This is a genomic window from Mycobacterium sp. GA-1841, from assembly GCF_001954135.1.
GTDB lineage: Bacteria > Actinomycetota > Actinomycetes > Mycobacteriales > Mycobacteriaceae > Mycobacterium.
In genome coordinates this window covers 1-23513 of the sequence record NZ_MBEQ01000054.1, presented here as the reverse complement: position 1 = coordinate 23513, position 23513 = coordinate 1, and the positions used below count along the sequence as shown (strand labels likewise).

The 23513-nt window shown below is 65.0% G+C and carries 23 protein-coding genes; 14 read left to right on the top strand and 9 right to left on the bottom strand.

Going from position 1 to position 23513, the window contains the following annotated elements:
• Positions 1–281 precede the first annotated feature (281 nt).
• The gene (locus A5740_RS12480; protein ID WP_076194455.1) at positions 282–1181 is read left to right on the top strand and encodes a phytanoyl-CoA dioxygenase family protein; all 900 of its coding nucleotides are present in this window, start codon (positions 282–284) and stop codon (positions 1179–1181) included.
• A gap of 100 nt (positions 1182–1281) precedes the next feature.
• Here A5740_RS12480 and A5740_RS12475 read toward each other — a convergent pair whose 3' ends face one another.
• Positions 1282–1806 (bottom strand): VOC family protein, encoded by a 525-nt coding sequence (locus A5740_RS12475; protein ID WP_076194453.1) that lies wholly within the window; start codon positions 1804–1806, stop codon positions 1282–1284.
• 126 nt (positions 1807–1932) lie between these two features.
• Here A5740_RS12475 and A5740_RS12470 point away from each other — a divergent pair, with 126 nt between their 5' ends.
• The gene (locus A5740_RS12470; protein ID WP_254849168.1) at positions 1933–2544 is read left to right on the top strand and encodes a lipocalin-like domain-containing protein; all 612 of its coding nucleotides are present in this window, start codon (positions 1933–1935) and stop codon (positions 2542–2544) included.
• A gap of 27 nt (positions 2545–2571) precedes the next feature.
• On the opposite strand, the gene A5740_RS12465 is transcribed toward A5740_RS12470, so the two are convergent.
• A complete protein-coding gene (locus A5740_RS12465; protein ID WP_076194458.1) occupies positions 2572–3339 on the bottom strand; it encodes an SDR family NAD(P)-dependent oxidoreductase in 768 nt (255 codons plus the stop codon).
• 120 nt (positions 3340–3459) lie between these two features.
• Positions 3460–3795, bottom strand: coding sequence for an NIPSNAP family protein (locus A5740_RS12460; protein ID WP_076194451.1), 336 nt, complete (start codon positions 3793–3795; stop codon positions 3460–3462).
• 103 nt (positions 3796–3898) lie between these two features.
• Between A5740_RS12460 and A5740_RS12455 the strand changes: the two genes are divergently transcribed.
• Positions 3899–4666 carry a hypothetical protein gene (locus tag A5740_RS12455; protein ID WP_139335090.1) on the top strand — a complete coding sequence of 256 codons (768 nt, stop codon included), beginning with the start codon at positions 3899–3901 and terminating at the stop codon, positions 4664–4666.
• 166 nt (positions 4667–4832) lie between these two features.
• Entirely contained in the window at positions 4833–5429 is a 597-nt protein-coding gene (locus A5740_RS12450; RefSeq protein WP_254849167.1) for a TetR/AcrR family transcriptional regulator, read from the top strand.
• 89 nt (positions 5430–5518) lie between these two features.
• Here A5740_RS12450 and A5740_RS12445 read toward each other — a convergent pair whose 3' ends face one another.
• Positions 5519–5908 carry a PPOX class F420-dependent oxidoreductase gene (locus A5740_RS12445; RefSeq protein WP_076194446.1) on the bottom strand — a complete coding sequence of 130 codons (390 nt, stop codon included), beginning with the start codon at positions 5906–5908 and terminating at the stop codon, positions 5519–5521.
• 247 nt (positions 5909–6155) lie between these two features.
• Here A5740_RS12445 and A5740_RS12440 point away from each other — a divergent pair, with 247 nt between their 5' ends.
• The 10 genes from A5740_RS12440 to guaA all read left to right on the top strand — a co-directional run bounded on the left by A5740_RS12440 (position 6156) and on the right by guaA (position 18952).
• The gene (locus A5740_RS12440; protein ID WP_076194445.1) at positions 6156–7349 is read left to right on the top strand and encodes an amidohydrolase family protein; all 1194 of its coding nucleotides are present in this window, start codon (positions 6156–6158) and stop codon (positions 7347–7349) included.
• Entirely contained in the window at positions 7346–8278 is a 933-nt protein-coding gene (locus A5740_RS12435; RefSeq protein ID WP_076194443.1) for a TIGR03620 family F420-dependent LLM class oxidoreductase, read from the top strand. The genes A5740_RS12440 and A5740_RS12435 overlap by 4 nt, the downstream gene beginning before the upstream one ends.
• Positions 8279–8312: 34 nt before the next feature.
• Positions 8313–10010: a thiamine pyrophosphate-requiring protein gene (locus A5740_RS12430; RefSeq protein ID WP_076194442.1), complete on the top strand. Its 1698-nt coding sequence runs from the start codon at positions 8313–8315 to the stop codon at positions 10008–10010.
• A gap of 73 nt (positions 10011–10083) precedes the next feature.
• The gene (locus A5740_RS12425; protein ID WP_076194440.1) at positions 10084–11757 is read left to right on the top strand and encodes an AMP-binding protein; all 1674 of its coding nucleotides are present in this window, start codon (positions 10084–10086) and stop codon (positions 11755–11757) included.
• A complete protein-coding gene (locus A5740_RS12420) occupies positions 11754–13244 on the top strand; it encodes an aldehyde dehydrogenase family protein (RefSeq protein WP_076194439.1) in 1491 nt (496 codons plus the stop codon). Before A5740_RS12425 ends, A5740_RS12420 begins: the two co-directional genes overlap by 4 nt.
• A gap of 8 nt (positions 13245–13252) precedes the next feature.
• A complete protein-coding gene (locus tag A5740_RS12415; protein ID WP_076194437.1) occupies positions 13253–14107 on the top strand; it encodes an enoyl-CoA hydratase in 855 nt (284 codons plus the stop codon).
• Positions 14108–14570: 463 nt separating this feature from the next.
• Positions 14571–16061 carry an amidohydrolase family protein gene (locus A5740_RS12410; protein WP_076194436.1) on the top strand — a complete coding sequence of 497 codons (1491 nt, stop codon included), beginning with the start codon at positions 14571–14573 and terminating at the stop codon, positions 16059–16061.
• A gap of 3 nt (positions 16062–16064) precedes the next feature.
• Positions 16065–16601 carry a glutathione peroxidase gene (locus A5740_RS12405; RefSeq protein ID WP_076194434.1) on the top strand — a complete coding sequence of 179 codons (537 nt, stop codon included), beginning with the start codon at positions 16065–16067 and terminating at the stop codon, positions 16599–16601.
• Between the two features lie 216 nt (positions 16602–16817).
• Positions 16818–17321, top strand: coding sequence for a TetR/AcrR family transcriptional regulator (locus A5740_RS12400; protein ID WP_254849166.1), 504 nt, complete (start codon positions 16818–16820; stop codon positions 17319–17321).
• A gap of 71 nt (positions 17322–17392) precedes the next feature.
• On the top strand, positions 17393–18952 hold the full coding sequence (guaA, locus tag A5740_RS12395) for a glutamine-hydrolyzing GMP synthase (RefSeq protein WP_076194456.1): 1560 nt from the start codon (positions 17393–17395) through the stop codon (positions 18950–18952).
• Here the strand turns inward: guaA and A5740_RS12390 are convergent, their stop codons facing one another.
• From A5740_RS12390 to A5740_RS12370, 5 genes are all read right to left on the bottom strand, one after another.
• Complete coding sequence (locus A5740_RS12390; RefSeq protein ID WP_076194431.1) at positions 18953–20452, bottom strand: zinc ribbon domain-containing protein; 1500 nt, start codon at positions 20450–20452, stop codon at positions 18953–18955. It abuts the gene before it with no gap.
• Positions 20453–20491: 39 nt separating this feature from the next.
• Positions 20492–20767 (bottom strand): hypothetical protein, encoded by a 276-nt coding sequence (locus tag A5740_RS12385; protein ID WP_076194430.1) that lies wholly within the window; start codon positions 20765–20767, stop codon positions 20492–20494.
• A gap of 143 nt (positions 20768–20910) precedes the next feature.
• A complete protein-coding gene (locus A5740_RS12380) occupies positions 20911–21630 on the bottom strand; it encodes a hypothetical protein (RefSeq protein WP_076194428.1) in 720 nt (239 codons plus the stop codon).
• The gene (locus A5740_RS12375) at positions 21627–22838 is read right to left on the bottom strand and encodes a zinc ribbon domain-containing protein (protein WP_076194427.1); all 1212 of its coding nucleotides are present in this window, start codon (positions 22836–22838) and stop codon (positions 21627–21629) included. Before A5740_RS12375 ends, A5740_RS12380 begins: the two co-directional genes overlap by 4 nt.
• A partial coding sequence (locus A5740_RS12370) for a S53 family peptidase (protein WP_175616231.1) occupies positions 22835–23513 on the bottom strand: 679 nt, incomplete at its 5' end. The genes A5740_RS12370 and A5740_RS12375, both read right to left, overlap by 4 nt.

Below are 23513 nucleotides of genomic sequence, written 5' to 3'. Positions count from 1 at the left end.
GGGGTGCGCCCGGCTTGCGAACGCTCAGACGAGGACGCGACTGTACTTTCCGACACGGCGCAAGGGTACTTCAACGCTAGATCAATCTATCAACTGGGCCGCTACTTGTGATCGCGGTCTGCGGTCGGCCCGGACAGACCGCGCAGCGACCAAAGGTGTTGAGAGGCTTGAGAAAACTGGCGATCAGCTTCTCCAAATGCATACTTCCGATCGTGAATAGATCGTACTATTTAGAAACTGATTCAAGGATTGTCACATTGGAGAGCCGAAAGGTTTAAAGGATGACGACGAGCGCCCAAAGTGTGGTTTCGGTACCTCGCGGCACGCCGCCTGCTGAGATCGTGGAAATTCTGGATCGAGACGGTTGCGTGGTGGTTCAGGGTCTTCTCAGCGCTGATCAGGTTGAGCGCTTCAACGCCGAGGTTGAGCCGGCCATGCAGGCTCTGCGCCCGGGGTCCAAGCACGACAACGAGTTGATGCAGGAATTTCATGGCAAGAACACCAAGCGCCTCACCAACCTGGTGATGCACAGCTCGACCTTTCGCAACGAGATTCTCGATGATCCGGTAGTGCGGGAAGTCGCCGACAAGATCTTCTTGGAGAAGACCGGTACCTACTGGGTGAACGCGGCCCGGCTGATCGAAATCGGCCCTGGTAACGCTGCGCAGCCGATGCATCGCGATCTGGAGAACTACTGGCCGCTGTTTCGGCTTGGCCCCGATGCCCCGGAGGGCATGGTGAATTTTCTCATCGCGTTCACCGACTTCACCGAGGAGAACGGTGCAACCCGCGTAATCCCGGGCAGCAACCGTTGGCCTGACTTCGAAAATCGCGGTAGGCACGAGGATTCCATCCCGGCCATCATGAACGCTGGTGACGCGCTACTGCTGAGCGGCAAGACTGCCCACAGCGGGGGCGCCAACCGCACCGCTGACTTCTATCGGCGTGCCGTCGGCTTCGCCTTCAACTCCAGCTGCTTCGTCGGCGAGGAAGCGTATCCCTTTCTGATCGACATGGACATGGTCAAGACCATGTCTCCACATGTGCAGCGCCTGCTGGGCTTCCGCTCGCAGTATCCGATTCTGTCGGGCGGTCTGTGGCAGTGCGACTACAGCGAGTTGGCTGATCACTTGGGTCTGGCGGACGACGACGGCCCACCCTCGTTTTCGGAAGCGCGCTGATCCCAGCGGCGTCGTCACGGCGCACAAACAAGGACTGGCTCGACGCTGAGCGTCGAGCCAGTCTTGGGTGAATTACTCAGTGGTGCCGTAGCGCGGCGTATCAGGCCTCGGGGGCTGCTGCCGCCGCGGCCATGGCCTGCTGCGCCTCGATGATCGAATCCATCAGCGACGGCTGGTCCTGGGCAAACTCGAGCTTCTCCATGCCGCCGTAAGGGTTTTCGAAAGTCGCGACCTCCTCCGGCGAATTGTCGGAGTACACCTCGAGCTGATTGCCGTCGGGGTCGTAGAAGTACACGCTCTTCGTCACGCCATGATTGACGGTGTAGGCAATCTTGACGTTCTCGCGCAGCAGAGTGTCGTAGGCCTCACGCAGGTCATCATCGTTGGCCAGCCGGAACGAGAAATGTTCCATCCCGAGCTGGTGGAACGGCCCGACGGGAACCGCGTCGGCCCCGACTTCGGCAATGCCCAGCTCATGGTGGTCGCGTCCCGTGGACAAAAACTTGACCACCGGGGGGATTTCGCCCATCACCTTGAGTCCGAGTACGCGCGTGTAGAAGTCCAGCGACTTCTCCATGTCGCGGACTTTGATGACGACGTGCGCGATCCTGTCGATCTTGATCATTTGACAAACCTCTCGATAATCCGATGCCGCTTGATGCGGCGACGATCGAAGCTCTCATCAGGCAGCCGGCGGCCGAGTAGCATGACCTACGCTACTAGATCAATCTATCAAGCTCAAGAGTGGACAATGCCGGATTGGCCGACTGCTCGGCCCGGACGAGCGGCCTTTGGCGTTAAACGGCAGCAGAATTCGTCGATCCGGCACAAATTCGAAGGAGAAGTCGTGATGAACACAGCGCCTGTGGCTCGCATCGAGACGGATGGTGGTACCGGCGAGCACCCGACGATCCGCGACAGGATCGAGGGGGCCTGGGAACTTGTCGAATACTTCATGACCTCGGCCGAGGGGGACATTCACCATCCACTCGGCCCCGACGCCAGGGGGCTGATCCTCTATACAGCCGACGGATTCATGTCGGCGCAACTCATGGATCCAGACCGTCCGCGATTCCAGTCACGCAGTGTTCACGCCGGCGAACCACACGAACTGAGCGCTGCGGCTGCCGGATATCTCGCCTACTCGGGTCCGTACCGCGTCGATGAAACAGAGGGGATTGTGTACCACGGGATGTCGGTGGCACTGTTCCCGAACTGGGTCGGCGAGCAGGGGACCCGGTGGGTCCGGTTCGAAGACGATCGGATGATTCTGACGGCGCGACAGCAGGTCTTTGACAACCGCACGTGGAAGCCGGTTGTGGTCTGGCGTCGGGCCGATGTTCCGGTCACGCCCGAAACGTAACAGTCTTGTCGGTGGGCGAAGGACTGGTCAGAAAACCATGTACCCGCCGTCGACGACGATTTCGTCACCGGTCTGGAATCCGCCGATACCGCTGGCCAGATAGACGGCGGTGCGGGCGAAGTCGCTGGGCTCACCCCACCGTCGTTGTGGCATCCGCTTCATCACGTTCTCTTCGAACGTAGGATTGCTGAGTTCCCGTGAAATAAGCGGTGTTTCGGTCCAACCGACAACCATCGAGTGCGCGTTGATCTGGTGCCGCGCCAGCTCTATGGCGCAGCTGCGCATCATCGCCGCCAAGCCCGCCTTGCTCGCCGCGTAGGCCTGGCCGCGTGGTGTTCCGTGGTGTGCGGAGACGCTCGACGTGCCCACCAGCACGCCGCCCCCGCCGCGCTCGACCATATGCTGCGCCGCGGCGCGCAGTGTCAGGAATGCGCCGTCCAGGTTTACCCGCCTGACACCTTGAAAATCGGCGAGAGTCGTTTTCAGGAATGGGATTTCGGGTGCCCGGACTCCGGCGTTGGCAAAACAGGAGTCGACCCGGCCGAAGTGTTCGAGCGTCTCGCCGAAGGCCGCTGCCACGGCGTCCTCGTCTCCCACGTCGCAGCGGACGGCATGCACCCGGGTGCCGTGTTTGGCCAGTTCTTCGGCGGCAGATTTGTTGCGCTCGACATTGGTGCCCCAGATGCAGACGTCGGCACCGCTTTGGGCCAGGCCGTGTGCCATGCCCAAGCCGATGCCGGAATTGGCTCCGGTGATCAGTGCGACGTGTCCGGTGAGGTCGAAGAGGGAAGGCATGCACATTCCTCGGAGTCGTCCGGGCAGGCCGGAGGGTTGTCAGATTTACGCGTCGCCGGCGGCGACGGGCGCGAACACGATGAAGTCCCCACTGCTGACAGTGGGGACTTCACATGGGGGTCAACGGATTTTCGAGTACGCAGTGGGTTCGATGAACACCGACGTGGCGCCCGCGGTGACCTGCTCGCCGTTGGCCCTCGCCGCTTGCCATTCGGGGTCAGCCCAGAAGCCCTCCCAAGACTTGGCTGCAGCTTCACGGCTCTCGTGGGCCACGATGTAGGTGAGGGTGTCGGTGGCCTTGCCGTCTTCATCTGTCTGTACCCAGAAACCGACATTGGTCATGCCGTGCTTCTCGAACAGCGCCGCAGCGTGATCACCGATGCGGGCCACGAGCGCGTCGATCTTGCCCGGCACCGCTTCATACGTACGAAGTTCAAAAACACGTGTGTCAGCCATTAGATCAATCTATCGTGACGCTCCGGGGAGGTCAACGTTCCAGCCCGCCTCGACGTCTCGCGACGGGAGGGCGGCGGGGCTGTCGAATCGAAAGGTCCTTGTGGTGAGCGATATTGCGGATTCCCACTGGTTGAACGCCAGGGCTCAGCGTTGGTTCGTGTTCGGCGGAGTAGCCGCTGTGCCGGTGATGTTCCTGGGTCTGGTTCTGGCGCGGGTGTTCCCGGCGCACAACGCAACCTGGACCGCGGATCGGATCGTGGAGATATATACCGGGCATTCCGATGTGATTCAGCTCGGCTGCCTGTTGATGATGATCGCGTTCGCGTTCTGGGGTTGGTGGCAGGCGATCATTTCGGTGTGGGTCTGGCGGATGGAATCGCCCCGGTACCCGGTGCTCACATTCGCGACGTTGATCCTCGCGGCGATCAACACCATGGTCGTCGAGATCATGTCGATCATGTACGCGGTCGCCGCGTTTCGAGCCGGTCGGATCGACCCCGAGATCACCTTGACTCTCAACGACCTCGCCTGGTTCTTCTACTACTACACCTGGCCGCCATACGTTCTGTGGCTCATCGCCATAGCGGTCGCCATTCTCCGTGACCGTCGCGGCGCGCCATACTTTCCCCGCTGGCTGGCATGGTTCACCCTGGCGCAGGTCGTCACCATCCTTCCCAACAGCCTCCAGACCTTCTCGTTCGGACTGGTCGGGCCGTTTGCCTGGGACGGGTTTGTCACCTGCGTCGTGGTGGCCGGCTTCCACGGTGTCTGGACGATCTTGCTGGCCATCTACATCCTGAAAGCGATCTCGCGAGAGCAGAATGGCCGCGAGTCGGTAGAGCGGCTGCGGGGGTTTCCGACGGTAGTTTGACCGCCAGGCGGCGTCGTCCCGGTCATACGTGCGGCACCGTGAGGACGAACATCACAACAAAAGGCCGGGGGATAAGGCGTAACAGATTGATCTAACGGAGTAATCTGACCCTGTGTCTCCCACTTCGTCAACCGCCGGTAAGCCGGTTGAAACGCGAGTTCGCCTCTTGGAGTCCGCGACAGATCTGTTCAGTCGCCAAGGCTTCGGGGCGACTGGTATCAAGGCTGTCCTCGCGGCGGCCGAGGCGCCCTACGGTTCGCTGTACCACTTCTTCCCCGGGGGTAAGCAGGAGCTGGGTGCCGCCGCGCTCACCTATGGCGGTGAGCGCTATCGCGAACTGCTCGAGTCGGTGTATCCGCAGGAAGCCGACGTCGTCGAGGCGACGGCGGCTTCGTTCCGGCAAGCGGCCGACCTTCTCGAAGAGACCGACTATGGCTACGCCTGCCCGATCGCCACGATCGCGTTGGAAGTGGCCAACAATGACGAGTTGATGCGGACCGCCGCTGCTGAGGCATTCGAATCGTGGCTGACCGTGCTCCAGGAGCGTTTCACCGCGGCCGGAATGACCGACGAGCGGGCTCGTGATGTCGCGGTGGAGATTTTCTGCCTGATCGAGGGTGCGGTTCTGCTGTCGCGCACCACGCGGTCCTCCGTGCCGATGCACACGGCCGGAAAGTCGGCGGCCAACGCCGTTGCCGCCGGGCTCGCTGCCGCGCCCAAGAGCCGCACCGGTCGGAGCAAGGGCGCGCGCACCGCTCGCTGACGCCGGCTGGATTTGCGCCGCGACATTTCGGCGTCCGCTGTGTGTGGCGGTGGGTCGTGACGGCGTCGCCGCTTGCCTTTTCGCCGCGGTCAGCCCTGCGCCACCACGCGGGTGGGAACCAAGGTCACCGCGACACGGCCTTCCCGGGCTGCGCCGGCCGTCGCCGGGTCCGCGCCGTAGTGCCGGAAAACCCGGTCGAACAGTTCGAGGCCGGAGTCCTCGTCAACCTTCACGGTTCCGCGGATCTCCAGTGTCCGAAATGGGTTCTGCGGATCGATGACGAACAACGTCGCCTGTGGATGGGCGACGAGGTTCTTGTATTTCTGCCGTGTGCGCACCAGTGAGATGCGCACAGCATCTCCCTCGAGCACGTACCAGATCGCCGTCACTTGAGGAGTGCTGTCCGCGCCGACGGTGGACAGTGACGCGACCAGCGGTGTCTCGGCGAGGTCGCGGTGGGATTCGGGGATGATCTGCATATTTTGCTCCGATTCGACCAAAGCGGAGACGGCTGGAGGCCTGTTCTCCTAGGGTTGACGCAGTCGGACAATTGTGATTGTCTGATTCCGCTAGAGCAATCTATCTAGTCCACTGGATCGGGCGTCGAGCGGGTACCGCAAAGCCCGACACGTCGAGTCTGAAACCAGTGGATCAGCGGTCAAAAAAGCACATGCATTCCACCACCATCCCGGTCTGGAACCGGGAGATCAGCCCTCGGAGGTAGCGATGAAGCTCCTTGCACACGACGTTGACGCCCACGAGATGATCCCGGGCCACCTGCTCGGAGAGGTGTTCGGCCAGCCCGGTCGGATCATGGGAAATCTCTTCGCGATCGCGGACGAGCTGCGTCCTGATCCGTCGGCGACCAACATGCACCAGACAGACGCGGCCGACGTCATGGAGATCGACTCCGAGACGGTCTGGAAGGTCAAGGGGCCGAAGGCTCCGAGCGCAATCGATCTCGGCCGGCGCGTCGAGGTGCTCGACACCATGGGCATCGACAAGCAGCTGGTCTTTCCGACCACCGCGATCGCCGCGATGATGGTTGGTGGGATGACCGACCTCGGTTTCGAACAGCGGTGGGGCGGTGACCAATCCGTATTCGAAGGTATCTCGCGCCCCGATTTCTCGAAGCAGTTCATTCGCGCCTACAACGACTGGGTCATCGAGAACGCGAATTTGGCCGATGGCCGGATCCGGCTGGTCGGCATCATCACCACCAGCGACGACGTGAATGAGATGATCGCCGAGACCAAGCGGCTGATCGACGGCGGTGTCCGCGCGGTGTACCTGCAGGCCGACGTTCCTCCTGGCGGCGTTTCGCCCGCGCATTCGACGCTCGATCCGCTGTGGAGCCTGCTCGAATCGAATGATGTTGCAGCCACGCTGCATATCGGCACCGAGTTCTTCTTCCTGGATCCGCGGTGGACTTTGGCCGAGACCTTCATGGATCTGTTCCAGTCCCCGGAGATCCCGAACACCAACATCGGCATGTTCGCGACTGTCCACATGGCCATCGACAACTATGTGTCGGCGATGGTCCTCGGGGGAGTGTTCGAGCGGTTCCCGCGGCTGCGTGTTGGGCTCTTCGAAGTCGGAGCGCACTGGGTCGGTCCGGCTGCTCGGCGCATGGACATGTACTGCAAGGTTTTCCCGGGCGCGTCCGCGGCCAAGATGCCGATGAAGCCGTCGGAGTACGTCGCCCGAAACATCCGGGTGTCCCCGTTCAACTTCGAACCCGTCGACCGTTACATCCAGGACGATCCGGAATTGGTTGACGTGTTCTGTTATTCGACCGACTACCCGCACGTCGAGGGCACCAAGGACTCGATGAACAACATGCTGGCGAAGGTTGAGCCGCTCGGCGAGGAGATCACCACCAAGTTCTTCCGCACGAATGCAGAGTGGCTCTTGCCATGACCGCAGCCGACCAGGCACCCGCACCAAGCCTCGGTCTGCTCGGAATCTGGTCGTACCACCTCGATGTCCAGCCGATGGCCCGTGCACAGCACGCCGTTGCCGAGCTCGATGACCTCGGCTTCGGTGCGCTGTGGATACCAGAGGCGGTCACTCGAGAACCATTCGCCAATGCTGCGCTGTTGCTGGGGGCCACCGCCCGTTTGACGGTGGCCACCGGCGTGGCCAGCCTGCACGCGCGTACCGCGATGACCATGAACGCAGGATGGCAAACCGTCAGCGAGGCGTTCCCCGGACGGTTTCTGCTGGGCCTGGGGGTGAGCCATCAGGCGACGGTCGACGTGGCGCACCAAGGTCGGTACGGAACCAAGCCCTACAGCACGATGGTCGACTACCTCGACACGATGGACACCAGCGAATTCTGGGGCGCCCCAACTCCTGTCGCGCCTCAGCGGGTGCTGGCAGCGCTGGGGCCCCGGATGCTGCGACTGGCCGCCGAACGTGGCGCCGGCGCGCATACCTATTTCGTGCCCGTCGAGCACACTGCGGTGGCTCGCGAGGCGCTGGGCGATGCGCTGCTGGCACCTGAGCTGACCGTCGTGTTCGAAAAGGACCCCACCGTGGCGCGTCAGGTCGCCCGTCAGTTCATGAGTCGTTTTCTCACCTTGCCCAATTACGCCAACAATCTTCGGCGTCTGGGCTGGGACGACCACGATCTGAGCGGGGGCGGAAGCGACCGGCTCGTCGACGCCATCGTCGCCTGGGGTTCCCTCGATCAGATCGCGGCGCGGGTGCAGGAACACCTCGATGCCGGTGCCGACCACGTGTGCGTGCAGGTGCAGACCGGCGATCGGCGTCAACTGCCGGTGGCCGAGTGGCGCGAACTCGCATCGATCATCCCGACGCTTCGCGCCAGACCCACTGTCGCCTAACACCTTTCTTCCCGCACGAAACAGAGAGAACACCATGTCGCAGACCGCTGCTACTCGCTACCTGAACGCGCTCGTCGAGCACGGCATCGAATACTTCTTCGTCAATGCGGGGACCGACTTCGCGCCGATCGTCGAAGCCTATGCGCTCAACAAGGACAACAATCCGGCGCTGCCGACACCGGTGCTGTGTGCGCATGAGAACCTGGCCGGCGGCATGGCCCACGGTGCCGCTCTTGTGACCGGACGGCCCCAGGCCCTGATGCTGCACGTCAACGTCGGTACGGCGAATGCCGCGTGCTCGGTCGCCAACGCCTCCCGGGACCGGATTCCCCTGCTGGTCACTGCCGGTCGGTCACCGATCCTCGAAGGTGGTGCTGTCGGCGCGCGCGACCTGCCCATCCACTGGTCGCAGGAGATGTTCGACCAGGCGAGCCTGGTCCGTGAATTCGTCAAGTGGGACTACGAACTGCGCGATCCTCGCCAGGTCGAATCCGTGGTCGACCGCGCCGTGAGTGTGGCCAGCGCCCACCCGCGCGGGCCGGTGTACCTCGCTCTGCCTCGCGAGGTTCTGGCCGAGCCGGCGCAGGACCCAGCGGTGCCGATCGCGCGCACGCCCGTTCCGGCCACCGTGCACCCCGATCCCGAGGCCATCGAGGCACTCGCCGACCGGATCGCCGCCGCCGAGTTCCCGGTCATCGTGGCCACGGCCAACGGCGTCGAGCCCGAATCCGTTGTGTTGCTGGGCGATGTCGCCACCCGCTTCGGGATCGGTGTGGCCGATCCGTGGGCCCGTTACCTGAACATCCCGTACAACCATCCGCACCGAATCGCCAACATGGACGTGGCGGCCACCGTCTTCGCCCGGGCCGATGTCATCGTCTTCCTGGAGAGCGACGTGCCGTGGATGGAGACCCACACGCCGCCGCGAGCCGACACCTACATCGCCCAGGTCGGGGTCGATCCGCTCTACTCCACCTACCCGATCCGGTCTCATCGCTCCGATCTCAACATCAGCGCCACTCCGGCCGCGTTCCTCACCCAGTTGTCTGCCGCTCTCGAGGCCCGCGCCGACCGGATCGACCAGAGCCGCGCCGAGGAGATCCGCGCCATGGCCGCGGCACGTCAGGGTCGTATCGACGATCAGCGTCGCGACGAGAACGGCCGCGACGCCGATGAGCCGATCACCTCGGCGGCGATCTCGGCGGTCCTCGGTGAGCTCCTCGACGAGGACGACATCGTGTTCAACGAGTATGTGTCGACTGCCTGCCTGCTCAATCGGACCAAGCCCGGCACCTACTACTTCCTGCCCGCCTCGGGTGGACTGGGTTGGGGACTGCCTGCGGCTCTCGGCGCCCAGTACGCCGCGCCGGACCGTACCGTGGTCGCCACGCTCGGCGACGGTGCCTACATGTTCGCCAACCCGGCGGCGTGCCACCATGCGGCGGCCAAGCACAACTTGCCGGTGCTGACCATCATCGCCAACAACAGCAACTGGTGGGCCGTCGACATGGCGACGCAGCTCGTCTATCCGGAAGGCGAAGCGGTCGCCACCGCCGAGGGACGCTTCTCGGATCTCTCGCCGTCGCCGGAGCTGGCGTCCTACTGCACCGCCTCGGGCGGATACGGCGTGACGGTTCGCCACCGCAGCGAGCTGGCCGGCGCGCTGAAGGAGGCGCTGCGCGTGGTGCGTGACGAGCGGCGACAGGCCCTCGTCGACGTCCGCACCGTGTAACCGGCGCCATGAATGCCACGTCGCAGGTCCGGGCAGCGTCGCCTGGACCTGCGACCGTCGAACTGGAGATCTGATGCGTTACAACCACGCTGAGCTGTTCGCCGGGATCGCGGACGCGCTCCCCGAACGCGACTGCATCGTGTTCCGGGAACGTCGCTTCACCTACCGCGATGTGGCGGCGCGAGTCAATCGGCTGGCGAATATCCTGTTGTTCCACGGGGTTACGGTTCACCGCGAGCGTGCCGACCTGCAGCCGTGGGAGTCGGGACAGGACCACGTTGCGCTGTACCTGCACAACGGCAACGAGTACCTGGAGGGCATGCTCGGCGCGGCAGCTGCCCGCGCGACCTCGCTGAATGTCAACTACCGGTACGTCGAAGCCGAGCTGACCTATCTCCTCAACGACTCCGAGCCGCGGGCGATCATCTATCACGCACGGTTCGCCCCCACCCTCGCCGCCGTCCTCGGCGCGCTGCGGCAGCCGCCGACGCTGCTGCTTCAGGTTGCCGACGAGTCCGGCAACGCGCTGCTTCCCGGAGCCCTCGACTACGAGGACGCCTTGGCTGCCGCCAGCGCCGACGCACCCCGGACCAAGCCGGACGCCGACGACCTCTACGTGGTGTACACCGGCGGCACTACCGGGATGCCGAAGGGAGTGCTGTGGACCCAGGCCGACATCCTCGAAAGCGGCCTCGGCGCATTCCTTCCGGAAGGCATGTTCGAGGCGGCCTCGCTCGATGAGGGGGTCGCGCTGGTGGCCGCGGTCGACCGCCGGGTGGTGCTCCCGCTTCCGCCGCTGATGCATGCCGCGGCGCAATGGCTCGCGCTGGCCGGTCTGCTCGGTGGAGGCACCGTCGTTTTCCCCGACGTCGTGGACCGACTCGATCCCAACTCCGTCTGGGAGCTGATCGATCGCGAAGGCGTGCAGATGACGAACCTGGTCGGCAACGCCTTCGCGACCCCGCTGTGCGACGAGTTCGAGCGGGGCGGACATAGCGGCGCTTCGCTGCAGATGGTCGGGCTCGGCGGTGCGGTCACCAGTGCGGCGGTCAAGGACCGCCTCCTTCGGCTGCTGCCACACGTGGTCATCGCCGACGTCGCCGGGTCTTCCGAGACCGGTTCGCAGCTCACCAATGTGAGCACCAGCCAGGCGCCGGCGACCTCCGGGGTGTTCGAACCGGCGGCCGGCACCTGCGTGGTGGCCGAGGACCACGGGCGGGTCCTTCAGCCCGGAGACCCCGAGACAGGTTGGCTGGCCCGCGCGGGTGCCATCCCGCTGGGCTATCTCAACGATCGTGAGAAGACCGGGCGCACGTTCCCCACGATCGAAGGTCGGCGCGTGTCGTTACCGGGCGACCGGGCCCGCCACCGCGCCGACGGCAGCATCGAGCTGCTCGGCCGGGACTCGGTGACGATCAACTCCGGTGGCGAGAAGATCTTCGCCGAAGAGGTCGAGGACGCACTGATCGCGCATCCGTCCGTCCGCGACGTCGTCGTGGTCGGACGGCCCAGCGAGCGGTGGGGCAGCGAGATCGTCGCCGTCGTCGAGCTTGTCGCCGGCCTCAACCCGACAGATGAAGACCTGCTGGCCCACGCCGGGGAGCGGCTGGCCCGGTACAAACTGCCGAAAGCCATTGTCCGCGTGGACGCGGTGGTCCGGAGCCCAGCCGGCAAGGCCGACTACCGATGGGCCAGAGACCTTGCCGCCGCAGCTGAAACGCCCGCACAGAAGGAGCTGATCAAATGACCCTCGCTACTGACTCGATCGTGGACGTCACCCCCGCGGAGCTGCAGCGGCTCCTCGATGCGCAGCGCGCCGCTCAGTCCCTCGACCCGATCCCCGACGCCGCGACCCGGCGCGATCGGATCGACCGCTTCGTCGCGGCGGTCCTGGAACACAGCGCCGAACTCGCCGAAGCGCTCGACGCCGACTTCGGCGGACGGCCCCCGACCACGTCGATCGAACTCGACATGCTCGGCGGAATGGGATCCATCGCCTATGCCCGCGAGAACCTCGAGACGTGGATGGCCCCGACCGAGGTTCCCGGCGGGATGGGCGGTGCCTTCCCGACCTTCGTCCAGAATCGCCCCAAAGGCGTTGTGGGCGTGATCAGCCCGTGGAACTTCCCGGTCGTGCTCGCATTCGTGCCGACCGTCGAAGCGCTGGCCGCGGGCAACCGGGTGATGATCAAGTTCTCTGACATGACGCCGCGCGCTGGGGCAGTGTTCGCCCGCGCGGTGGCCTCGCGAATGAGCCCGGACGAGGTTGTCGTCGTCAACGGCGGATTGCAGACCGCCACCGCGTTCACCGATCTGCGTTTCGACCACATCTTCTTCACCGGCTCCCCGAAGGTCGGCCGCCTCGTCGCCACGGCCGCCGGGAAGAATCTGGTGCCGGTGACGCTCGAGTTGGGCGGCAAGAATCCGGCCATCGTCGCACCCGACGCCGACATCGCCGACGCGGCAACGCGGCTCGCGGCCGCCCGCCACGTCAACAGCGGCCAGGTGTGTCTGTGCCCGGATTATGCCTTCGTCCCCGAATCGGGCAAGGACGCCTTTGTCGAGGCCTACCGGGACGCGGTGCTGATGCACTTCCCGACCTTCGTCGACAACCCCGATGTCGTGTCGATCGTCAACGATGCCAACTTCGCCAGGGTGTCCGGATTGGTCGAAGATGCCAAGTCGAAGGGTGCGGTCGAGATCGTGATCGTGCCGGAGGGGGAGAAGGACCGGTTGTCGGACGCCGCATCGCGCCGCTACCCGCCGACCCTGCTGCTCGACGTCCCGGACAACGCCGAGATCCACACCGAGGAGATCTTCGGCCCGGTGCTCGTGGTGCACACCTACTCCGACGTCGACGAGGCCATCACCTACGCCGCGACCGGTGAACACCCGCTGTCGTCCTACTGGTACGGCGCCGATACTCAGGAATTCCAGCGCTTCCTGGTGAAGACCACCTCGGGTGCAGTCTCGCGCAACGACTTCGGGCTGGCGTATGTGAACGACGCCGTTCCGTTCGGCGGCGTCGGCATGAGCGGTTCGGGCGCGTACCACGGCAAGGCCGGATTCGATACGTTCTCCCACCAGCGCCCGGTTGCGCAGAGCGACCTGCCGACACCCTTTGCCGCAGCCTTCACGCCGCCGCTGACACCCGAGCGGGTGCAGACGGCGACCGGCACGGTCGCCGCGATCCTGGCTGACACCGCATCGCGGCTTCCACAGGCCGGCGGGTAGGTCTGATCGTGAGTGAGTTCGAAACTGTCCGCTATGAACGGCCGGCAGACAAGGTCGCCCGGATCGTGCTGGACCGCCCCGAGGCCAGGAATGCGCAGAGCATGCGCATGCTGTATGAGTTGAACGACGCGTTCGACCTTGCTGCACAGGATGATTCGGTGAGCGTGATCATCCTGGCAGCCAACGGGCCACACTTTTCCGCCGGCCATGACCTGCGAGAGCAGGACGCGCTGCAGGTGGTGACCGACCACCAGCGGGTCGGCACCTGGTGTGGCTTCGGGTGTGCCGGTGCCGAGTCGCAGATGGCGGTCGAGAAGGAGATGTACCTCGGCCTGTCCGAGCGGTGGCGCAATCTGCCCAAGCCGACCATCGCGGCCGTGCAGGGCAAGGTGATTGCCGGAGGACTCATGCTGGTGTGGCCCTGCGACCTGATCGTCGCGGCCGAGGATGCCCTGTTCCAGGACAACACCGTATCGATGGGTGTCAGTGGTGCCGAGTTTTTCAATCATCCGTTCGAGGTCGGCGTCCGTAAAGCCAAGGAGATGTTGTTCACCTCCGACTTCCTGACAGCATCCGAGGTGCACCGGCTCGGGATGGTCAATCATGTCGTTCCCCTCGAGGAGCTGGAATCCTTCACTCTGCAGCTGGCGTCGCGGATCGCCGAGAAGCCGCTGTTCGCGCTCAAATTGGCGAAGGAGGCCGTCAACGTCGCCCAGGACAACCAGGGCCGCGTCAGTGCCATGCAGACGTCGTTCGCATATCACCAGCTGTGCCACAGCCACAATCAGCAGATCCACGGCATGCTGATCGATCCGGGCTTCATGGAGAAGACCTTCAAAACCAAGGTCGAGGCGTCGTCGTGAGGAATAGCCGCCGAAAGCGTTAGCTGCCCATGGAAGTTCGTGATGCAGTGACGCCCGGGTTTCGGCACCGCGTGATTCGCGAGTTCGACCAGCCGCCCGAACTGCTACCCGGTTGGTTGGTTCTGGGTGTCGAACTCGTCATTCCCGGTACGCCGATCGAGCGTGACCCATCGGCGGGCCCGTCAAAGGGCTGATGGCCACGTGGCGGTCAGCGCTGTTGGCTGAAGCCGCCCGCGAACTCGCCTGAGTGGGCCTGGGCGCCGCCAGAGCGCTGTGACGCTCCTGCCCACCACCGCTGAAAGTGAGGCAAGTCACCGAAAATGCTTGACGGGAGCGGGCTGGTGAAGAAAACTGACATTCATACATGTCAGATAGATCGATCGGTAAGTCAGTGCCAAGGCATTTGCGCCCGCCCCCGGCCCGACCACTGAAATCAATTCGCAGCCCTGAAAGGAAAGCTCGAATGCGAGTCAGTTTTGATGTCCGGAACGCGGACGCGTCCACCTTGTCGAGCCCCCAACTGAAGCCGATGACGATGGTGTCGGCGGATTCCCATGTCTCCCTGCCGCCGAAGATGTACAAGGACTATGTCGACTCGAAGTACCACGCGGACTTCGACGGTTACCTCGACGATGTGGCAGTCATCAACCAGGTCGTCGGCCTGACGGGGTACCCGGCGCCGGAGGAATCGCTGGAGGTCTACGACAAGAGGCGCGTGGTGGAGCACGCCGGTGAGGTCGGCTATTTCGATCCGGTCTGGCGGCTCCGTCATGTGGAGGCCGAGGGCATCGCGGCTGAATTCCTGCACCCGTTCGGGCCCATCGGGTTCGTGCCCTTTCTCGACCCCCAGAACTCGCGTCGATCGCACGAGCTGCGCAGGGCGGGCGCGCAGGCGCACAACCGGTTCTTGGAGGATTTCTGCTCCGAGGCTCCCGGTCGCTTGCTGGGTGTGCCGCTGATCTATCCGTGGCCGGACTGGAAGGCGACGGTGGCCGAGATCGTGCGGGCGCGGGAGTCGGGTTTCCATGCGATCTTCCCGCCCATGATGCCGGGCTCGGCGCCCGACGATCTACCGCCGTTGTATGACAGCTGGTGGGATCCGATGTGGGCGGCCTGTCAGGACCTCGGCGTGGTCGTGCACATCCATGCCGGGTTCGGCAATGCGCAGGGATTCGTGGTCGGGTGGATCCGCAGTATGTTCAGCCAGACGAGCGGCGAGGACGTGGGCGGGGAAGGTTTGGCGGCGCTCGACGAGAGCATGCTTCCCAAGTTCGATCCGGACGCCGGTGCAGAAGCTGCCGGCACGAACTCGTTCTTGAGTGAGTTGTTCGAGACGTTCGGTGAGCGTCGGCCGTTGTGGCAGCTCATGTGGGGCGGGGTGTTCGATCGGTTTCCCAAGTTGAAGGTTGCCTTCAGTGAGATCCATGCCGATTGGGTTCCGGTGACATTGGCTTATCTGGACCGTGCGCACGCGGCCAACCCAGGGCTGATGAAACTCACCCCCAGTGAGTATTGGGCTCGCCACTGCGCCTGCGGGACCTCCCTGATGCGCTACGGCGACGTAGCCGTACGTCATGAAGTAGGGATCGACAAACTGATGTTCGGTAGCGATTTTCCGCATTTCGAGGGGACGTGGCCGAACACCCACGACTGGATCCGGACGACGTTGGGATCGGTACCCGAGTCCGAGGCGCGGGCGATATTGGGGGAGAACGCGATTGAGTTCTACGGATTGGACCGGGCGTTGTTGGAGAAGACGGCGAAACGGGTCGGACCGCTCTACAGTGAACTCTTCGACGATCAACCGGTGGACCCGAAGCTGATCCGGCACTTCGAGTTCCGTGCCGGGATCAACAAGCCGGTCAACTTCGACGTCGATCAGATGGGTCAGGCGTTCGAGGAGGATCGAACGAGAGCAACCGAGGCCCTGGCCGCAACCGGGAAAGGTGTGTAGACCGTGACAATCCACGGTTTTTCCGCGACGACTGCCGATGGTTCGACGCATTCACTCGACGCCTACGCCGGCCGCGTGGCACTCATCGTCAATGTCGCCAGCAAGTGTGGGTTCACGCCGCAGTACGAAGGTTTGGAGGCGCTGTACCGAGAAACCCGGGATCGCGGCCTGGAAATCCTCGGCTTCCCGTGCAATCAGTTCGGTGATCAAGAACCCGGTACCGATGCCGAGATTCAGGATTTCTGCTCCGTGAACTACGGCGTCACCTTCCCGGTCTTCGGCAAGGTCGAGGTCAACGGTCCCGACGCGGATCCACTCTTCGTCTACCTGCGCGCCGAGGCCCCCGGTGATTTCGGTCCCGAGAATGGGCCGCTGTACGAGCACATCAAGGCCACGCGTCCGGAAGCGCTCGACACCGACGAGGTGAAATGGAACTTCACCAAGTTCCTCGTCGGTCGAGACGGCAAGGTGATCCGGCGTTTCGAGCCGACCGTCACACCCGAGCAGATCAAGTCCGAGATCGCCGGGCTGCTGGGCTGATATCGCGTATGCCCTCCGCCTGTGTGCCCCACATGTCCGGGTAACTGCCACCACTATGCTGGGGCGACGCAGGCCAACAGGCGGGAGTACAAGGTGTCGGCTTCGTCCTCAAGCCGGGTATACGGCGGAGTCACCGGTGAAGAGCGAATTGCAGAGCGGCGTCGGAAACTGATCGAGGCCGGCATGAACGTGTTCGGTTCTGGGGACGTCGGGGTTGTGCGGATCAAGGACGTGATCGCCGACGCCGGATTGACCGAGCGATATTTCTACGAAAGCTTCGGTGATCTCGACGCATTGTTCGACGCCATGCTCGAAATCACCATGGATACGGTTGAGCGCGCGGTGGATGCCGCTGTCGCCGATGCCCCCGATGACGCCTTTTCCCGGATTTCACTCGCACTTCGAACAGCAGTCGACACGCTCGCTGACGACCCGCGCATGATTCGGATCATCTTCATCGAGGCACTCGGCAAAGGTGGCCGTGCCGGCACCCACCGGAACGAGATTCTCTCGCGCGCTGCCGCGAACTTCTTCCGGTGGTCAGGCGCCGACCCGGACGACTTCGAAAGCAGCCCTGTGGACGCGCGGATGAAGGCTTTCGCCATTTCGGGAGCCGCTTCGGAACTGTTGATCGCGTGGGCCGAAGGCCTACTCGACATCTCCCCGGGGGAGCTCGCCGATTTCCTCATCGGACTGTACTGGCGAATCAATCTGCCATGAGCGAGCCGGGGACCATCCAGCCAGCTTGCGGCACGTCAGACACGCTCTCACCTGCCCACTAGACTGTGGCGGTGACGTCTCCATCTCTCCGTCCCGTCCTCGTCGTCGACTTCGGCGCTCAGTACGCTCAGCTGATCGCTCGCCGGGTCCGTGAGGCACGGGTGTTTTCCGAGGTCGTCCCGCACACCGCCTCAGTCGAGGAGATCAAGGCCAAGGACCCGCAGGCCATCGTGCTCTCGGGCGGGCCGGCCAGCGTCTATGCCGAGGGCGCGCCGCGGCTCGACCCTGCGCTGTTCGATCTCGACGTCCCCGTGTTCGGCATCTGCTACGGCTTTCAGGCCATGGCCCAGGCCCTCGGCGGCACCGTCGAACACACCGGGACCAGCGAATACGGTCGTACGGAGTTGTCCGTCGCCGGCGGCGATCTGCATGCCGAGCTGCCGGCCACTCAGCCGGTGTGGATGAGCCACGGCGATGCCGTCACCGCCGCGCCGGACGGATTCGACGTGGTCGCCTCCAGCGCGGGCGCTCCCGTTGCCGGCTTCGAGAACCGGGCCCGGCGGCTGGCCGGTGTCCAGTACCACCCGGAGGTGCTGCACTCGCCGCACGGACAGCAGGTGTTGAGCCGATTCCTGCACGAGTTCGCCGGCATCGGCGCGAGCTGGACCCCGGCCAACATCGCCGAGCAGTTGATCGAGGCGGTACGGGCCCAGATCGGCGATGGCCAGGCCATCTGCGCATTGTCCGGCGGCGTCGACTCGGCGGTGGCGGCCGCGCTGGTGCAGCGCGCCATCGGGGACCGGCTCACGTGCGTGTTCGTCGACCACGGCCTGTTGCGGGCGGGCGAGCGAGCACAGGTGGAGCGTGACTTCGTCGCGGCGACCGGCGCCAAACTGGTCACCCTCGACGTCGCCGATCGTTTCCTGGAGGCGCTGTCCGGGGTGACCAACCCCGAGGGTAAGCGCAAGATCATCGGCCGCGAGTTCATCCGGGCATTCGAGCGGGTGGTTCGCGACACCCTGGGCGCCAGCGAGGGCGAGATCGAGTACCTGGTGCAGGGCACCCTGTACCCCGACGTCGTGGAATCCGGCGGCGGCACCGGCACGGCCAACATCAAGAGCCACCACAATGTCGGCGGTCTGCCCGACGACCTGAAGTTCAAGCTCGTCGAGCCGCTGCGGCTGCTGTTCAAGGACGAGGTCCGTGCGGTCGGTCGGGAACTCGGCCTGCCGGAGGAAATCGTTGGGCGCCAACCGTTCCCGGGCCCGGGTCTGGGCATCCGCATCGTGGGTGAGGTGACCGCCGACCGCCTCGATACCCTGCGCCGTGCCGACGCCATCGCCCGCGAGGAGCTCACCACGGCGGGACTGGATCAGCAGATCTGGCAGTGCCCGGTGGTGCTGCTGGCCGATGTGCGGTCGGTGGGGGTGCAGGGCGACGGACGGACCTATGGTCATCCGATCGTGCTGCGGCCGGTCTCCAGCGAAGATGCCATGACCGCGGACTGGACCAGGGTGCCTTACGAAGTGCTGGAACGGATTTCGACCCGGATCACCAACGAGGTGCCCGAGGTCAACCGGGTGGTGCTGGACGTGACCAGCAAGCCGCCGGGCACCATCGAATGGGAGTGATCAGCGCAGCGGATCCCCACGCCAACGAAAACTGTTGACGTACTTGCCCATATCCTGCGCGAGGTCGAGATTGGCGCCGGAGGGCATTCCCGGGCCGAAGTCGGGCCCGTATTCGTGGTAGGGGCCGACGGCGACGGCGATCAGCGCCAGGTTGTTCTTGACCGCGGCCAGGATGACCACCCGCAGCCGCATGTAGTCGCCGGTGGAGTTCTGCGGCCAGCTGTCGACGACCATGCCGTAACCGGGTTGATATCCGACCATCGCATTCGGAATCTCGTAGTCCACCTCAGCATCGGGATAGGCGTCCTCGACCAGCGCTTTTGCGATCTGTTTCGGCGTCCGCCCGCCGGCGGGCCGCCCGATGAGTTGCATCGTGCCGCCGTCGTCGATCAGATAGTCCACGGTGACCCCGTCGTCGGCGGTGCTCGGCCGATACACCGAGCTCGACGCGGGATAGGACACCGAGAACGCACCGTCGGGCGCGGTAAATCGGGGAGTGGACACCACCGGCTCGCTGGTCGGCGGGCTGCCGCAGTCCGGTGGGCAGATGTAACGCACGGGTGGATCACTGATCACCACCGACACGGCGACCAGAGCGACCGTCAGTAGTGTGACCGCGACACCCCAGGCGACGACCGGCCGGCCGACGCCGGACTGGGGCACCCGGCCGAGGACCCCGCGCGACACCATCCGCAGGCCGGCCCGTGATGCCAGGACGGCCACCGCCATCACGATCAGATGCCCGGCCAGCACAATCGATTGCGGCACCGGCGCGACGTCGATCAGACCGAGGGCGGCGTACAGGCCGACCACCGTCGCCGCCGTCAGGCCGACGGCACGCGCACGGTGATGCTCCGGGGCGGACGGCGGGGAGAACCCCAGCATCACACCGACAAGGCCGCCGGCGGCCGCGGCGGTCACCGGCGCGGCCACCGCCTGGATACCGGCCTGGATCAACAACCCGCTCAACGGCCGGTCGTGGTCGACGACTCCGTCATCGAACTGCGTGGCCAGGCGGCAGAGCGTGGCGGCCGCGGTGAAGGCAAGTGCACCCAGCGCGCCGAATGCGAAGCCGTCCCATGGCTTTCGCTGTCGCCCTGCGAGCACACGGATCACCAGCACCGGGACCAGCATCACGACCATGGCGCCGACGGGGATGGCCAGCCCATCGCGCACGACCCGGAACGGCTCCATGTCTAAGCCTTCCGAGCCCACCGGCACGTCGTACTCTCGAGCCACGACTGAACCGGTCATCACGGCCCACCCGGCGCCCAACGCCACCCCGAGCGTGACGGTGAGCAGCACCGCTCGGCTCGGAAGAGATTGCGGCCCAGCAGTTTCCCGTAGATACGTGATGAACAGCAGCGGCAGCCCGAAGGCGGCGAGCCCGGCCACGGCCGTCGGCAGGCGCAGCAGCGCGGACGCCGCGACCGCGGCCAGAAACAATCCCAAGGCCAGCCGGAACCCAGGCGCCCGGCGGGAATCGGTCCCGCTACTCATGGCGTACCGGCGGGTCAAGAGATGGCGATATCGGGCAGCCTACTGCCGGTGCGGGCTGCCGGCCCCATGGCGCCCGGTGGGCGGCGCCGGCGGTCCGGCATGGGTCGGGGTGAACTTGTTGGCGCCGCTGGGGGAGACGTTCTTCTCGGTCGGCGCCGCCGGCGCTGGAGACGTCGAAGTGGTCGTGGTCGTGGTCGGCGCAGTAGTCTCGGGTGCCTTTTCGCCGGTGCCGCAAGCGCTGAGCACGGTCATTCCGACGACGGCGGCGGCAGCCGCGCTGACTACGAGGCGACGAGTAAATCGACGTGACCTCATGCTTTGTCCTAACTTTCCCCCGGCGGGCGATTCAGTCGCAGTGGCCGAAATTGACCAGCTGGCAAACTCTAACCCAGCGGGTTGCGCCGCGGACGTCAATTGGGAGTATCCGACGGCCCGCGGGGTGCGCGAGCCTCCGGAGGTCAGCGGCGAGGATCTCCCCGCCAACGGAAGCTGTTGACGTACTTACCCATGTCGAGTGCGAGCTGCAGGTTGGCCCCGGACGGCTTGCCGGAGCCCGATTGCGGCCCGAATTCGTGGTAGGGGCCAATGGCTGAGGCGATGAGCGCGAGATCGTCCTTCACCGCGACCATCACGATGACGCGCATGCGGGCGTAGCTGCTGGTTGCGCCCTGTGGCCAACAGTCCGCGACGACGCCGTAACCAGGCCGGTAGCCCACCATCGCATTAGGGATCTCGTACGCGGTTTTGGTGTCCGGGAACGTCTTGTCGATAAGGGAATTGGCGATGTCCTTCGGTGTCCGCCCATCGGCGGGCCGGCTCATCAACTGCATCATGCCGCCGTCGCCGGCGGTGAACTCGGCGGTGACGCCGGTACGCGCGGTGGTGATCTTGTAGGCCGTCCCCGCCGCAGGGTAAGAGACCGAGAAGCTCCCGTCGGGTGCGGTGAACACCGGGTTGATCGCGACGGCTTGTCCCATCGGCGGATGTCCGCACTCGGGTGGGCACATATACCGGGCAGGCGGCGCACTGGTGGTTTTCGAGATCCAGGCCAGCACACCGGCCACTAGGGCGATGGCGGTGCCGAGGATGGCCAACAGTTTCAGGATCGAGGTGCCGCGGATCGCCCGGGTTCTGCCGGTCGAGACGGGTACCGCATAGCCGGGAAAGAACGTGCTCATCCGTCGTTGGACCCCGGATCACGTACCGGACGGTGTCGGCGACGTTCGGCGCGCGACGTGCGTGACGACGCATGCGTGGCAGCACCGCAGTGCGGGCAGAACGCCATGTCGGGCACGATGTGGCCGCAGTGTGGACAGAAAATCGGTCGGTCCGAGGCGATCTCGTCGTGTGCTTCGTGCAGGAGGGCCAGATGCAGACCGACGCGCAGCGCCAGAATCGCCGTCAGCGCGACCGCGATGTGCACGGTCAACTGAATCCACTGGGGAATGCGTGCCACGTCGACGAGGCCCAGTGCGGCGTAGATGACGAGCACCGCGAGCGCGCAGGAGAACATCACCAGGCGTACGTATCCGACGTGTTTGTCGGCCTTGGTGACCGGCCGGGTGAACCACAGCGCCGCTCCGATCAGCCCGCCGATGGCGGCCGCGGTCAAAGGCACCGCGATACCACGAATTCCGGCCTCGACGAGCAGACCGGACATGGGCCGGTTGTGCGCCACCATGCCGGTGCTGAGCTGGGGGGCCAGCCGGGTCAGGGTGGCTGCCGCGGTGAAGACCGTCGCGCCGAGAGCGCCGAACATGAACCCGTCCAATGATTCCCGGCTCGCCGGACGCAACAGGCGGACCACCACCGCCGGCACCAGCATCAGAATTGCGCCGCCCAGGGGAATCCCCAAGCCGTTGCGCACGATCCGGAAGCCGCTCACGCCGGCGCCGAGTGGGACACCGTAAGACTTGGCCATGATCTGGCCGGTGAGAAACACCCATCCGACGCCCAGCGCGATGCCCAGGACGATGGTGAGCACCAGGTTGGCGCGGTGCAGGTCGCGGAAGGCGTCGGACTCGTAGAGGTAGATCAAGAACAGCAGCGGGACCCCGAGCGCGGCGACCGCGATCAGGGCCGCGGGCAGCTTCAGCAGCGCACAACCGATCAGGGCGGCCACCAGAACCAGCATCGCGACCCGGAACGGGGTGCGGGACCGCTGCGGTAAGTGAGGGAACAGTGAGCTGGTGATCGACGGCTGCAGCAGGTGCTCCTCGGGAGCGACGCAAGATGCGTTGAGCCGCAACCATTCCGGACCGTCCGACTCCTCCTGGTCAAGCGGCACACCGCACAATCCGCAGTACTTGCCGTCGGGGACGTCGACCTTGCACACGCGGCACTCGGTGGTGGGCACGTCGGTGTCGTTGCCGGGCGTTTCGGTCATCGGTCCGCCTTCTGCAGGATGAGCAGGTTCTTGGCGAGATTCTCGACGTCGGGTGTGCCCAAGCCGGTCACGAGGTCGTATCCAGGTGCGGCGGTCGCCACGGCGTTGCCGCCGAGGGTGACGTCACGGAACGCCGGCAGAGGCGCTCCGCGGGCGATCCGGTACAACAGCGGATTGAGGTCACCGACGGCGCGACCGCCGTTGGCGGTCAGGTATTGGTTCATCACCGCGGCGATGCCCGCCCACAGCGGCGCGGCTTGTGATGTGCCACCACCGACCAGGACTTGGCCGTTGAGAACGATTTTCACGCCGGTGAACGGATCGGCGACGGCGGCGATGTCGGGGGTGAGTCGTCTCTGGCTGCCGGCCTCAGGGCTTCCCGGTGCGGACACGCCGCGTTGCCATTCTGGACGGTCGAAGATCGCCGAAACTCCGCCGCCGGTGCCCTGCGACAGTGGAACGTCGAACCAGGCCTGCTCGGCAAGCCAGCGACCCTCGGCATCGGTGGACAGGGTGGTTCCGCCGACATCGGTGATCTCGGGCAGAGAGGCGACCGAGTCCAGGCCGACGTCGTCGTCGCTGGGAGCAGATGACCAGTCCTGTCCACCTTTGCATTCCAGACCGGCCAGATCTCCGCTGGCGTTGAAGGCGGTGGTGCCGTGGGTGTGCGCGGTG